The following is a 13,853-nucleotide window of genomic DNA, read 5'->3' on the forward strand; positions in this document are numbered from 1 at the left end:
GTAATCCGATGAGCGCTTCACGCCTGGTCAGCATCGTCATTCCCGCCTACAAAACCACGTACTTCGAGCTGGCGCTGCGCAGCGCGTTTGCTCAGGACTACGATCAGGTGGAGATCGTGATCTGCGACGACTGTCGTGATGGCGGCATTCGCGTACTGGTGGATCAACTGACTCCGGACAGCCCGTTTCCCGTTCGGTATTTTTACAACGAAGATTCCCTGGGCGAGGCGCTCAACGTTGCGCGCGGGGTCAGGGAGGCCCGGGGCGAGTACATCAAGTTTCTGTACGATGACGACCTGCTGGAGCCTGACTGCGTCAGTGCGCTGGTCGCGCTGCTGCTGGACCAGCCGGACATCACCCTCGCCGCCTCCACGCGGCGGCTGATTGACGAAAACGGCGACTTTCTCCCTGACACCCTGGTGACGGTCTTCCCGTTCAAGGAAGACGTGGTCATTCACGGCCCCGAACTGGTGTCGTTACTGTCGGAAATTCCGCTGACCTTCATGGGCGAACCCAGTTCGGTGATGTGCCGTCGCGATGACGTGCTGGCCCATGGCGACGACATCATGTCGCTCAAGGGTCAGCTGATCTTCTGGCTCGGCGACGTCAGTCTGTACGTCAAGCTGTTGCGAGCGGGCAACCTGGCCATGCTGGGGCGCCCGCTGTCGCGCTTTCGCATGACCGACACCCAGAGCAGCAGCATCACCCGTGCAGCGCCGCAGATCGCCAAAGAAGGCCACGCCCACTTTTACCGCATCACCCAGGCGCTGGAGTGGCGCCGGGAATCCAGCCGCAACGGCGACGTGAAGATAGCCCCCCTGCGCGATCGCGAGAACTTCTCCAATTTCAATCTGCGTGCCTGGTTCTTGCAGAAGTCGGCTGCCGACCTGCGCAATGACCAGATTCTGGACTGGGCCGGCAAGCGTCGCCCCACCGGGCCGCAAAAGCCGCACATCGTGCAGTATTTTCAGCAGCACAATGGCGCGCCGGCCCTGGCGGTTATCATTTCGGATCTGCATAACCGGCAGCAGGCGCTGATCAAGACGCTGGTGAGTGTCGAGGCCGCCACCCGAGGCTGGATGCCGCCGAAGGTCTTCGTGCTGTACGACGGATCTGTCGACGCTCCGCGCCCCGAGAGCGAGGGCACCGCCGTTTACCTGCCGGTCTCCGGTCACAACCGCGCGGCGCAGCTCAACCGGCTGATGGATGAGCAGGGTTTCGACTGGTTCCTGATGCTTGATGCGGGCGCGACGGTGAATGTCGCCGGGCTGTTCAAGGCAGCGATCAAGATCAGCGAGGGGCCGACCACCCGTGCCCTGTTCGCCGATGAAATCGCCCAGACCCCGGACGACACCTTCGAAGTCATGCTGCGGCCGGACTTCAGTCTCGACTATCTGCTCAGCTGCCCCGCCGTGACCAGCAAGCACTGGATCTTCAACCGTTATTCGGTCATCGACTCCGGTCGGTTCGATGCGCACTACCCCCAGGCCCTTGAACTGGACCTGATCCTTCGCCTGATCGAGCACGACGGCATGGGCGGCCTTGAGCACATTGCCGAGCCCCTCGTCACCTATCGCCCGGAAGCCCGCGAGCCGAACCCTGATGAAGCACGAACGCTGCAGCGCCACTTGCGCTCCCGCGGCTATGAAAACGGCCAGGTGATCGAGACGAGCCCACGCCAATACCGGATCAAGTACGGCCACGCCGGCCAGCCCAAGGTATCGATCATCATCGCCACCCGGGATCAACTCCTGCTGCTGCAGCGCTGCGTCGAAAGCATTCTGGAAAAGACCACGTACCCGAACTACGAGATCCTCATCGTCGACAATGACAGCCGAACGCCGGAAGCCATTGACTGGCTGAACGGCGTTGCGGCAATGGGGCTGGATCAGGTGCGTGTGCTGCGCCAATCCGGCGAATTCGACCGCTCGGTCCTCTACAACAGCGCGGCACACCAGGCGACCGGCGACTATCTGTTGCTGCTCGACAACCGCAGCGCCGTGTTGCACGGCGACTGGCTCGACAACCTGCTCAATCATGCGCAGCGACCCGAAGTCGGCATCGTCGGCGCGAAGCTTCTGGCGCCGGACAACACGATCGGCCACGCAGGGCTGATCCTCGGGCTGCACGAGCCTGTCACCCCGATCTTCAGCGGCCAGAGCGGCGCCAGTGAAGGCTACATGCAGCGATTGGCGGTGGATCAGAACTACAGCGCGGTCAGTGAGGCCTGCCTGATGATCAGTCGGGCCTTGTTCGAAGCGGCGGACGGGCTGGACGAGGGCGCGCTGAATAACCGTTATCGCGGCGTCGACCTGTGCCTGCGGGTGAAGGAATCCGGTCGTTTGATCATCTGGACGCCCCACGTGGTGCTGCTTCACGAAGCGGTCGTGGCCCAAGCGCCGGATGAAAAAGGAAAGCACGCGCTGTACAACAAATGGCTGAAGTACATCGCCCATGACCCTGCGTACAACGACAACTTCTCGGCGCGCGCCCAGGGCTTGCAACTGGAAACCGACACCGCGCTGACGTGGCGACCGCTCACCTGGCGCCCCGTGCCGATCGTGCTGTCGCACCTGAACGACCTCTGCCCGGCGAGCCAACGCCTCACAGGGCCGCTGGAAAAGCTGGCAGCAACGCTGCTGATCGAGCCTGTGTCAGTTCCTGAAACACTGACCCTTGGCGAGTTCGCCAGGCTGGGTCCGCAGACGGTCATCCTCCAGAAGCCTTGGAACCAGGCGGCGATCAGGGACGTGACGACCATCAAGTCACACGCCGATGCGCTGCGCCTCTATGACATGGATGAATACCCGCCCTCAGCCGAACAACTGCCGGATGCCCCTTCTCTGCAGCAGGTCCGCGCCGACCTTGCGGCAGGGCTTGCGCTGATGGACAGGGTGGTGGTTTCCAGCGCCGGGCTGGCCGATGAGCTGAGCGCCTGTCACGAAAACATTTACATCATCGAAACCCGCCTGGCCGAGGGCTGGAAAGCGGTGCAGTGTGTCTCGCTGCCCCACCGCAAACCCCGGGTTGGCTGGGTGGGCAGCGTGGCGGATCTGCCTGCGCTGGCGTTGATCTCCGACGTGATCAAAGCCCTCGCCGACCAGGTCGAGTGGATCATCATGGGCCCCTGCCCGCGGGCGCTGCGCCCTTACGTTCATGAATGGCGCAGCCCCGTGCAAGGCGAGTTGTACCCCGGCGTGGTCGCGTCTCTGGATCTTGCCGTCGCCCTGATGCCCGCCCGACACGACGTGTATGGCGAACACAGAAGCTGCCGCCTGGCGCTGGAGTTCGGCGCCTGTGGCTATCCGGTGATTGCCACTGACGTGCAGGGCCTGCGTAACAACCTGCCGCTGACGCGGGTGCAGAACACAACAGCCGCCTGGACTGACGCCATCGCCCGACACCTCAACGATCCGGACGAATCGAAACGACTCGGCGAGGCATTAAAGCAGCGGGTGCTAAGTGACTGGATGATCGACGAGGCGTATCTGCAGCGCTGGTGTCAGGTACTGCTGGAACGCTGAACTAAAAAGGGCTCCTTCATGGAGCCCTTTTGGTTATCGGTTTTATCCGCTTCGAAGAGGCCCTGTTTACTCACCAGCGAATAACACAGCCGCCCCACGAATACCCCACGCCGAAACCCACTGCTGTGATCACGCTACCAGGCTGCACCACCCCCTTCTTCAGGGACTCTTTCAGCGCGATGGGAATGCTGCACGACACCGTGTTGCCGCAGTGTTTGAATTCGGTGATGAATTTCTCCGGCGCCAGCTTCAGTCGGCGGCGCAGGGCTTCGAGCATGAATTGGTTGGCCTGGTGAAAGACGAACAGGTCGGAATGCTCGACCGTGAACTGCTCGTCGAACAGCGAGGCGAACAAGGCCGGCACCCGGGTCATGGAGAATTCGAAGATCGCCGGGCCGTTCATGTACAGGTCCGCGTCCGAACGAACATTGCCGCTGTCGTCTTCGTACTCGACGGGCATGTGTTCTGCGTCGAACGGCCGGCGCGCCGCGCCCATGGGCACGATCAGGTTATTCGCGCCGGCGCCGTCGCTGCCGTAACGGAAACGATCAAGGCAAGGCCCCTCCTCGTCCGACGCCTTGATCAGCGTGGCGGCCGCCGCATCGCCAAACAGCGTGCGCACGCTCTTGTCCCGGGGGTTGATGTAGCGGCTATAGGTCTCGGCGGTGATCAGCAGCACGTTCTTGCACTGGCCGGATTCGATGAAGCCTTTGGCAATGCCCAGCCCGTAGATAAACCCCGAACAGCCCTGATTGAAATCGAACGCGGCGCAGTGCTGCGGCAGTTGCAGGCGATGCTGCAAAATGCAGGCGGTCGCCGGCAACATATGATCGGGGCTTTGTGTGCAGTAGATCAGGCAGTCGATCTGCTCGCGCGGCGTGGCGCTGTTGGCGAAGAGTTTCTCGCAGGCGCGAAACGCCAGGTCCGACGCGGTCTCGCCCTCGGCAACGATGTGCCGCTGGCTGATCCCGGTCTTCTGGAAAATCTTGTCGACGTCCCACTCCGGAAATGCCTCGGCCAGCATCTGGTTGTCCAGTACGCGTTCGGGCAATTCGTATTCTATTTCGGCAATTCGAGCGTAGGTAGGCATGTCATTCTTATCCTGAGATGCGCTTGGCCGGCACACCGAAAACCACACTGCCGGGTTTGACCGCTCGCAGCACCACGCTGCCAGCGCCGACCACAGCCCCTTTGCCGACGCGCACTTTAGGCAGTACTGACGCGCGTGAGCCCATGAACACTTCATCTTCCAGCACAGCGCCACCGGTGACATCGCAATGGCAGCTCAACGTAGAGAAATCGCCGATATGCGCATCGTGCCCAACCGTGCAGGCGGAGTTGATGGTGACGAAATCACCAATCACCAAATCAACCGACAGCACCACGCGCGGACAGACCAACACGCCGCGGCCCAGTTTGACATTGTCGCCAACCACGGCTGTGGGGTGGACCAGGCTGAAAAACGCTGCGCCCTTGGCCAGCAGTTTATCCACCACGTATTTTTTATCGGACGGTTTGCCGATAGCGCAAATGACCAGTTCATCTGCAGCCGGCTGGTAGCCGTCGATGGTGCCCAGAATATCGGCGTAATGGTGAAAGCCATTGAGTGACAAACCGCCGTCATCAATGAAGCCGGCGATGACGTAGCCGGGATTGTGCTCGACCCAATCCTTCATCCACGCATGGACCTCTCGGCCCAAGCCACCCGCGCCTGCGATGATGAGTTTTTTTATGTGCATCAGGCCAGATAACCCCCATCAACAACCAGCGACGTGCCTGTCACCCAACGTGCAGCGGGAGACAGTAAATAGTTGACGGCATAAGCGACATCACGGGGCTCGCCAAGGCCCAGCGGATGCTGGCGCTCAATGGTCGCCATCGAATCTTCGCCCACAAGGCCTTCGAGCCGCTGTGCCATCTCGGTCCTGACCACGCCGGGCGCGACGGCGTTGACGCGAATCCCCTCGCGGGCCAGCTCAAGTGCGGCGGCGCGGACCATCGATTCAACTGCGCCTTTGCTCGCGCAGTAACCCATCAACGCGGGCTGGGCCACCTGAGCCATGACCGACGACAGCAGGACGATGCTCGAGGGATTGCGGCACACGCCTTTTTGCCTGAACGCCTTGATCAAAGAAAAGCCTGAGGTGACGTTGATGGCGAAAATGGTTTCCCAGTGATCCAGGCCCATGGCGCGAATCGGCAGCGGCAACTGCACACCGGCGGCATGCACCAGACCGTCGAAAGGCGAGCTGTTGCGCGCCAGTGCTTTCATCCAGGCCGAGGCATCGGTGCCACCCAGAAAATCAAACACCTCGATCGAATGCCCCTGGCCGTGCAACTGGCCCAGGGTTTCTTCCAGCCGCTGAGTATCACGGGCAACGGCGACAATTCTCGCGCCCTGCCGGCTTAGCCACACAGCGACTTCACGGCCAATACCGGAAGACGCCCCGGTCACGAGGATGGACATACCCTCCAGCGAAAACGGATTGTCGTGCACGGAAACCCTCAATCGGCAACCAGGGTAATGACGTCCCTGACGGTGACGCACTTGTTCAGACGAGAAGCCGAAATGGTTTTCTCCAGGCGCTCGTCGACCAGGGCCATGAAGGTCACCAGGGCAATCGAATCCCAGTCCAGCGGCTGGTCGACCTTGAGGGTGCCCTCATCGGCTTCCATCGCTTCTTCGATCAGCGCGACGACTTGCTCTTCCAGTGCCACTGCTTGGTCTTCCATCACTCGCCACTCCACAGAACTTGATCGGACGCCTTCGCCGATACGTGTTCATGCAGAAGCAAGTTCCGAACCAAAGACTGAAAAGCAGGCGCCAGGCCACGGATCTTATGGGCCACAGCGATTTCGGAGAGCGTTGGCAGAATCGGCAGGAGACAAAAAAACGGCGCGGGCGGGATGTAGTTCTGCGGTGACGGCTACGTCCACTGCATCCGCCGCCGAAACCGGGTCAATCCCCGATCCGTGTAGGAGCGCGCTTGCCCGCGAAGAGGCCTGTACATCCGACACACCTCTATCGACTGTACCGACGCCTTCGCGGGCAAGCGCGCGCCTACACTGGATACGCGTCGAGGGCGAATGTTGGGCTGGCGCAAACTTCTTCATTCCGTATTTTCGGAACGGGAGCCGGGCGACCCTTGGCCGGGATATTGCTTCAACCGTCGCTCATGCCGCGCGCGTCATTTTCATGGCAGATTTTTTCAATTACCGGATACCCCCATGGATTCTCAACGACTGGTCAGTGTCGTCCTCGCTGTCTGCCGCACCGAGTTTTTTGAAACCGCGCTGCGCAGCGTGATCGGGCAGACCCACGATGCAATCGAAATCGTGATCTGCGACGACGCCACCGACGGTCTGGCAGAAACCGTGACGGACCTGTACCGGGCGTCGTGCCGCTGGCCGATTCGCTACCTGCGCAGTGAGTCTCCACGGGGCGCCGACGCCTGTTTCAACCGCGGCGTTGCCGATGCTTGCGGGCAGTACATCAAATTCATGTCGGGTGACGCCGTGCTCGCGCCGGACTGCATTGAGCAGATGGTCGCGGCGCTGGAGGTCAATCCGCAGGCCTCACTGGTGGCTGCGCACCGCCAGTGGTTGAACGCCGAGGGCGCGGCGCTGCAAGAGAATCTGGCGACCCGTTTCCGCGTCACCGAGCCCACGGTTTTCCATGGCCCAGACATCGTCGGGCTGCTGGGGGAGTTCACCTGCCATTTCATCGGTGAGCTGAGCAGCGTGCTGTGTCGCCGCGACGACCTGCTGGCGTTGGGCGCCGATCTGTTCGCCCTCAACGGCGAGTCCGTCGGCCCGCTCGGGAATCTGGCGCTGTACGCCAGATTGCTGCACGACGCCGAGCTGATCCTGCTGCCGGCCACGCTGACGGGCACGCGCATCGCGCCGCAGCAGTTGACCGAACAAGGCATCGAAATCGTCGGCACGGACAGTGATCATTTGCCCGCGTTTCATCGGCTGATCCGTGAAGCCGGCTGGGCCAGCACGTCGCTGGACAACGGCTGGGTTGGCGCTCGCCCTTTGTCATCGCCGCAGGGCTTCACCGATTTCAACCTGCTCGCGCAGTTGTCCGCGCCGCTGCCGCAACGGCTCAACCCGCAGCAGGTCGAGGCCTGGCTCGGTCATCGCGTGCCGACGGCCGAACAGCAAACGCAGATCGACCGGCACCTGGCCGAGGTCGACGTGCCTTCGCTGTTGGTGGTGATCAAGGATTTCGGCAACGCCCCGGACAAGATTCAGCGCAGCCTCGACAGCCTCGCCTCCCACGGCGCCCTGCACGCGGCCATGAACGTGGTGGTGTTGACCGACTCGACCGAGGTGCCGGCCACGTTAGTCAGCCCTCGGCTGACCACCCTTGCCATCGGCGCTGTGAACCCTGCCGCGCTGCTGAACCAGGTGGTCGAAAACCATCGTTTCGACTGGCTGATCGTGATCGACGCCGGCACGCAATTCACGCCGTTCGGCCTGGCTGCCAGCGCGCTCAAGCTGCTCGAATCCCCTGACGCCCGGGCCGCCTTCGCCGATGAAATGCATCGACGGCCAAGGGGCGGCTTGAGTTCGGCCATGCGCCCGGACTTCAACCTCGACTACCTGCTGAGCTACCCGCTGCTGACGGCGGGTCATTGGCTGTTCCGACGGCAGACGCTGATGGACGTCGGCGGCTTCGACGAACGCTTCGCCGATGCCGCTGAATTCGACCTCATTCTGCGTTTATACGAGCGTGAAGGCGCCGGGCAGATCATCCATATCAGCGAGCCCCTGCTGGTCTGTGACCTGCCCGAAGCGGTGGATAACCCTCACGAAACCGAAGCGCTGCAGCGCCATCTACAGGTGCGCGGCTACCCGAAGGCGGTCATCGAACACACCCTGCCCCGCCGCTACCACGTGCACTACGGCCACACCGAACAACCGTTGGTGTCGATCATTGTCCCGACCAAGGATCAGCTGCCGTTTCTGCAGCGATGCGTCGAAACCCTGCTGCACACCACCCGTTACCTGAATTACGAACTGCTGATCGTCGACAACAACAGCGAAACCCCCGAAGCCCTGGAATGGCTGGCGCGCATCGACGCATTGGGCTCGGCGCAGGTGCGCGTGCTGCGCTACCCGCACCCGTTCAACTATTCGCGCATCAACAACGTCGCTGCGGCCCAGGCCAAGGGCGAGTACCTGGTGCTACTGAACAACGACACCGCCATTGTCCACAGCCGTTGGCTCGATGAATTGCTCAATCATGCGCTACGCCCTGAAGTCGGCGTGGTCGGCGCCAAGCTGCTGTTCCCCAACGGGCGGATGCAGCATGCCGGCGTGCGTCTGGGCATGGACGGCCCGGCCGGTCATCAGCACATCGGTGAGCCCGGGCACATTCAGGGCTACATGCAGCGCGTGCAGGTGGATCAGGATTTGAGCGCCGTGACGGCGGCGTGCCTGATGGTCCGCCGCTCGATTTACGAGGAGGTCGGCGGGCTGGACGAAGAGGCGTTCGTCGTGTCCTACAACGACGTCGATCTGTGCATGAAAGTCGACGCCCTCGGCTACCTGAATGTCTGGACGCCCCATTCGGTGCTGATCCACGAGGGCAGCGTCAGCCAGACCCACGTTGACACCGCCACGCACCAAGCCAAGCGTAAGCGCTTCGTCGGTGAGCAACTGGCGATGTACCGCAAATGGCTGCCGACGCTGGCGAACGACCCCGCCTTCAACAGCAATCTTTCGTTCGACCTGCAATCGGTCGAGCTCGAACTCAACATGCCGCTGGTCTGGCGACCGATGGCCTGGCGCCGGGATCCGGTGGTGCTGGCCTACCCCGCCGGCCTTTGGGCCTCGCCCCATGAGCGGGTGATCGCGCCGTTCGAGACGCTGCAAGCCGCCGGTGTGGTGGACGGCATGCTCAGCAGCCAGCCGCTGTCGATTCCTCAGGAAGGACGCTTCAAGCCGAATGTCGTGGTGTTTCAGGCCCGGCTCGACGCGGATCACCTGCAGACCATCGCCCGTGCTCAGCTGTTGCCGGATGCCTTCGTCGTGCTCGACATCAATGACCTGCAGCTGGGTTCCCGGACACCGGGCGAAGACCCGTTCGCCTTCGATGCCGAGTGCGTTGACCTGCTGCAGAAGAGCCTGCATCAGGCCCATCGTGTAATCGCTTCGACCCAAGTGCTGGCCGACATCGCCGGGGAGTTTCACGCGGACGTTCGATTGCTGCCGTCGCGGTTGTCGCCGCAGGTCTGGGGCAACCTCGTCTCGCGCCGTGGAGTCGGCAGCAAGCCCAGGGTCGGGTTGGTCAGTGACCGCTGGCAGCCGCAGGATCTGCACCTGATCCTCGCCGTGGTCGAGGCCTTGGCAGAAGAGGTGGAGTGGATCGTGATGGGCGATGACCAGGGCGTGCTGCGCAGTCATGCCCATGAATCCCACGACCGGCCATCCGCCGAGCACTACGCCACAGCCGTCGCCGACCTGAACCTCGACCTGGCGCTGCTGCCCGCGGTGGATAACTTGTTCGGCGCCTGCAAGAACAACATCACCCTGCTGCAACTCGGCGCCTGTGGTGTGCCGGTGATTTGCAGCGACGTTCGCGCCTACGCGGGTGATTTGCCGGTGACGCGGGTGCCCAACACGCTGGAAGCCTGGGTCAACCTGATTCGTGCCCACACGATGGATCTGGCCAGCGCGGCGCTGCTCGGCGACGACTTGCGCAAACAAGTGCTTCGCGACTGGATGCTCGACGACGGGGCTGTTCAGGCCTGGCGCGAGGCGTGGTTGCCCTGAGGCAAGCGGCGGCTCATCAGTCCGCCTTCATTGAGTTGCTGGCGGTTTGCTTCTTGCGGTAGCCGCCCGGACTCTCCCCCGTCCATTTCTTGAATGCCCGGTGAAACGCGCTGGGCTCCTGAAACCCTACCAAGGACGCGATCTCGACCACGCTCAGCTCGGTGTCGCGCAGCTGCTGCTGGGCGATGCCGCGTCGCACGTCGTCCTTGATGCCCTGAAACGCACAGCCCTCACGCTCCAGCCGACGGCGGAAGGTGGTGGCGCTGAGTTTCAGTTCATCGGCCATTTCCAGTAGCGTCGGCCAGTGTCCGTAATGGCTGTTGCGCAAGCGCTGATAGACCTGCGCCGCCAGCCCGCGCTGGTTGCGGTAGCGAATGACCAGCCACTGCGGCGCAGTGCGTAAAAACGATTTCAGCGAGGGCAACGTCTGCACCACTGGCAGACGCAGGCAGTGGCTGGAAAACTCGATCTCAGTGCGCTGCTCGCCAAAGCTCAGGTTAAACCCCCACAGCAGTGAGTCGTCGCTGAGACGCTGACGGCGCTGGCGAAACTGCGCGCGGTCGATGCTGATGCGGCGCCCGCCGAGCCAGCACAGCAAGCTGATCATCAACAGCAGAAATGTCTCTTCACCGAAGCGCTGGCGGACCGGGTCGTCCGTGGTGGTGTCCACCGCAAGCACGGCGCGCGAGCCGCGAATGATGAGGCTGCCACGAAAGTCGCGCAGAAACAGGCCGAAATTGCTCAAGCACTGGCGCAGAGCCTTTTCCAGATTGGGCTCCTGAATCAGCCCCCGGCAAATCAGGGCGAAGCTGCCCAAGGGCATGCCGTGGGAATCGAGGCCGAAAAATTCATCGCCCAGTTCCTTGATCTGAATCAGCCACAACGCCGCAAACGCGCTGGCCGACACCCGCGCCGTGGGGTCGTCGAGCAGCGCCATGTCGATGTCCGCTGCTTGCAGCACGGACTGCAAACGCAGCGGCTGGTCGCGCAGCCCGTGGACGATCAACTGGACGAAGTAGATCGACACTGAATCCTTTTCCCGCATGACCGCCTTTCCCTTTTTGAATGGTGCACCACGGATCAGGCGCTGATGGTAAAGAACGCCAGCCCATCTGGACAGTTTCGGCATAGGCCCGTCCCGAACGCCGATCTAGACTTGCCCGCAGTCAGCACCGGCCGAAACCCGTTTCGCGGTGCCGCCCCCATAATTCCAATACATGTCAGGAGTCGCCATGAGCACACCCGAAGTTTTCGTCGTCAGCGCACTGCGTACCGCCATCGGCGGATTCGGCGGTTCCCTCAAGGAGGTCTCGCCCATCGAACTGGGCACCCAGGTCAGCCGCGCCGCACTGGCCAAATCGGGGGTCGCACCGGAACACATCGGCCATGTGGTCATGGGCCACGTGATTCCTACCGAAGTGCGCGACGCCTATCTTTCCCGCGTTATCGCCCTGGAAGCCGGCCTGACCCAGGACACCCCCGCCATGAACGTCAACCGCCTCTGCGGCTCGGGCCTGCAGGCCATCGTGTCGGCCGCACAGTCGCTGATGCTCGGCGACGCCCAGGCCGTGTTGGCCGGTGGCGCCGAATCCATGAGCCGTGGCGCGTATATCATGCCCCAGGCCCGCTGGGGCGCGCGCATGGGTAACGTGCAGGCGTACGACTACATGCTCGGCGCGTTGCACGACCCCTTCGCCAATATTCACATGGGCATCACCGCCGAGAACATCGCCGAGCATTACGGCATCACCCGCGCCGATCAGGACGCCCTGGCGCTGACCAGTCAGCAGCGCGCCGCCCACGCCATCGCCGAGGGCCGTTTCGAGGGCCAGATCGTGCCGATCGAGATCGCCACGCGCAGAGGCACCGTGACCTTCGCCCAGGACGAGCATGTGCGTGGCGATGTGACGGCCGAACAGCTGGAGAAGATGAAAACTGCGTTCAAGAAGGACGGCACCGTCACCGCCGGCAACGCGTCCGGCCTGAACGATGGCGCAGCGGCGCTGGTCATGGCCAATGGCGACATGGTCCGCGCGCACGGCCTCAAGCCGATGGCGCGTCTGGTGGCGTATGCCCATGCCGGGGTTGACCCGTCGATGATGGGGCTGGGGCCGATTCCAGCCAGCCGCAAAGTGCTGGAACGCGCCGGCCTCACAGTGGCGGACCTGGACGTCATCGAATCCAACGAAGCCTTCGCCGCCCAGGCCTGCGCCGTCGCCCGTGAGCTAGGCTTTGATCCGGCCAGGGTCAACCCGAACGGCTCGGGCATTTCCCTCGGCCACCCGGTGGGCGCGACGGGCGCGATCATCGCCACCAAGGCGATTCATGAGCTGCACCGGATTCAGGGCCGCTACGCGCTGGTGACCATGTGCATCGGCGGCGGTCAGGGCATCGCTGTCATCTTCGAACGTGTGTAAGGAGGCTTGTCGATGAGCATGCAACACATCGCCGTGATCGGCGCCGGCACCATGGGCAACGGCATCGCGCAGGTCTGCGCGGTAGCCGGTTTCGACGTGACCCTGCTGGACATTTCCGACACGGCACTGGAGCGCGGCATGGCGACCGTGCGCAAAAACCTCGAGCGGCAGGTGACCAAGCAAACGGTGGCGGCCGATGTCGCCGAAGCGGCCCTTCGGCGCATCAGCGTCACCACGGACTACGACCAGTTGAATGGCGCGCAGCTGGTGATCGAAGCGGCCACCGAGAACCTGGAGCTGAAGCTGCGCCTGCTCAAGCAGATTGCCAGCCATGTCGACCGCGAGTGCGTGATTGCGTCAAATACTTCGTCGCTGTCCATCACGCAACTGGCGGCCAGCGTCGAGCATCCGGATCGATTCATTGGGCTGCACTTCTTCAACCCGGTGCCGATGATGAACCTGATCGAGGTCATTCGCGGTTTGCAGACGGCGGACACCACCCACATCGCGGCGATCAAGCTGGCAGAGCGGTTGAACAAGACCGCGATTACCGCCGGCAACCGCCCGGGCTTTGTGGTCAACCGGATTCTGGTGCCGATGATTAATGAAGCAATTCTGGTGCTGCAGGAAGGTCTGGCCACCGCCCAGGACATCGACGACGGCATGCGCCTGGGCTGCAACCAGCCCATCGGCCCGCTGGCGCTGGCTGACCTGATCGGGCTGGACACCTTGCTGGCGATTGTCGAAGCGTTCAACGAAGGCTTCAACGACAGCAAATACCGCCCCGCTCCGCTGCTCAAGGAAATGGTCGCGGCGGGGTACCTGGGGCGCAAGACCGGGCGTGGGTTTTTTACCTATAACTGAGGCCGGTAATCCCCAACAATCGGATGGCATTGCGTGCAGCACTGAGATTGGAGGCGAACTCACATGTGGGACCGGCTTTAGCCAGGAAGGCGTCGGTCGCCACGCCGCAAATTTTGCGGTGACAACACCGGCCTCTTCCCGGCTGAAGCCGGTCCTACAGGACAACCGCGCGCATCTGGCAGGACCGGCTTTAACCGGGAAGGCGTCGGTCGCCACGCCGCAAATTTTGCGGTGACCCTACCGGCCTCTTCCCGGCTGAAGCCGG

General features: G+C 62.7%; 9 protein-coding genes. 4 read left to right on the forward strand and 5 right to left on the reverse strand.

Annotation, left to right across the window (positions count from 1 at the left end; all coding sequences use genetic code 11):
- The first annotated feature begins 8 nt into the window (after positions 1-8).
- Positions 9-3,524, forward strand: a complete 3,516-nt coding sequence (locus EC919_RS19030; RefSeq protein WP_133775943.1) for a glycosyltransferase — start codon at positions 9-11, stop codon at positions 3,522-3,524.
- A 70-nt stretch (positions 3,525-3,594) separates the two neighbouring features.
- Here the strand turns inward: EC919_RS19030 and EC919_RS19035 are convergent, their stop codons facing one another.
- Genes EC919_RS19035 through EC919_RS19050 form a run of 4 tightly spaced genes read right to left on the reverse strand, consistent with a single transcriptional unit; the run spans position 3,595 to position 6,257 of the window.
- The gene (locus tag EC919_RS19035; RefSeq protein WP_133775944.1) at positions 3,595-4,614 is read right to left on the reverse strand and encodes a ketoacyl-ACP synthase III; all 1,020 of its coding nucleotides are present in this window, start codon (positions 4,612-4,614) and stop codon (positions 3,595-3,597) included.
- Between the two features lie 7 nt (positions 4,615-4,621).
- Positions 4,622-5,263, reverse strand: coding sequence for an acetyltransferase (locus tag EC919_RS19040; RefSeq protein ID WP_133775945.1), 642 nt, complete (start codon positions 5,261-5,263; stop codon positions 4,622-4,624).
- Entirely contained in the window at positions 5,263-6,021 is a 759-nt protein-coding gene (locus EC919_RS19045; protein WP_166650584.1) for an SDR family NAD(P)-dependent oxidoreductase, read from the reverse strand. Before EC919_RS19045 ends, EC919_RS19040 begins: the two co-directional genes overlap by 1 nt.
- Before the next feature lie 8 nt (positions 6,022-6,029).
- A complete protein-coding gene (locus EC919_RS19050; RefSeq protein WP_243842292.1) occupies positions 6,030-6,257 on the reverse strand; it encodes an acyl carrier protein in 228 nt (75 codons plus the stop codon).
- Positions 6,258-6,752: 495 nt separating this feature from the next.
- Between EC919_RS19050 and EC919_RS19055 the strand changes: the two genes are divergently transcribed.
- Entirely contained in the window at positions 6,753-10,307 is a 3,555-nt protein-coding gene (locus tag EC919_RS19055; RefSeq protein ID WP_166650585.1) for a glycosyltransferase, read from the forward strand.
- Positions 10,308-10,323: 16 nt separating this feature from the next.
- On the opposite strand, the gene EC919_RS19060 is transcribed toward EC919_RS19055, so the two are convergent.
- Positions 10,324-11,352, reverse strand: a complete 1,029-nt coding sequence (locus EC919_RS19060) for an AraC family transcriptional regulator (protein ID WP_133775947.1) — start codon at positions 11,350-11,352, stop codon at positions 10,324-10,326.
- A gap of 187 nt (positions 11,353-11,539) precedes the next feature.
- On the opposite strand from EC919_RS19060, the gene EC919_RS19065 reads away from it, so the two are divergent.
- Together EC919_RS19065 and EC919_RS19070 are read left to right on the forward strand one after the other, a co-directional pair.
- On the forward strand, positions 11,540-12,724 hold the full coding sequence (locus EC919_RS19065) for an acetyl-CoA C-acyltransferase family protein (RefSeq protein ID WP_133775948.1): 1,185 nt from the start codon (positions 11,540-11,542) through the stop codon (positions 12,722-12,724).
- 12 nt (positions 12,725-12,736) lie between these two features.
- Positions 12,737-13,588, forward strand: coding sequence for a 3-hydroxybutyryl-CoA dehydrogenase (locus EC919_RS19070; protein WP_133775949.1), 852 nt, complete (start codon positions 12,737-12,739; stop codon positions 13,586-13,588).
- The last annotated feature ends 265 nt before the right edge of the window (positions 13,589-13,853 follow it).

Source organism: Pseudomonas graminis (genome assembly GCF_004364335.1).
Lineage (GTDB): Bacteria > Pseudomonadota > Gammaproteobacteria > Pseudomonadales > Pseudomonadaceae > Aquipseudomonas > Aquipseudomonas graminis_D.

Bases quoted from the DNA above. Each gene is read 5' to 3' on its own strand.
- EC919_RS19035 (WP_133775944.1), bottom strand. From the start codon at position 4,614: ATGCCTACCTACGCTCGAATTGCCGAAATAGAATACGAATTGCCCGAA.
- EC919_RS19055 (WP_166650585.1), top strand. From the start codon at position 6,753: ATGGATTCTCAACGACTGGTCAGTGTCGTCCTCGCTGTCTGCCGCACC.
- EC919_RS19070 (WP_133775949.1), top strand. From the start codon at position 12,737: ATGAGCATGCAACACATCGCCGTGATCGGCGCCGGCACCATGGGCAAC.
- EC919_RS19040 (WP_133775945.1), bottom strand. From the start codon at position 5,263: ATGCACATAAAAAAACTCATCATCGCAGGCGCGGGTGGCTTGGGCCGA.
- EC919_RS19050 (WP_243842292.1), bottom strand. From the start codon at position 6,257: ATGGAAGACCAAGCAGTGGCACTGGAAGAGCAAGTCGTCGCGCTGATC.
- EC919_RS19065 (WP_133775948.1), top strand. From the start codon at position 11,540: ATGAGCACACCCGAAGTTTTCGTCGTCAGCGCACTGCGTACCGCCATC.
- EC919_RS19030 (WP_133775943.1), top strand. From the start codon at position 9: ATGAGCGCTTCACGCCTGGTCAGCATCGTCATTCCCGCCTACAAAACC.
- EC919_RS19060 (WP_133775947.1), bottom strand. From the start codon at position 11,352: ATGCGGGAAAAGGATTCAGTGTCGATCTACTTCGTCCAGTTGATCGTC.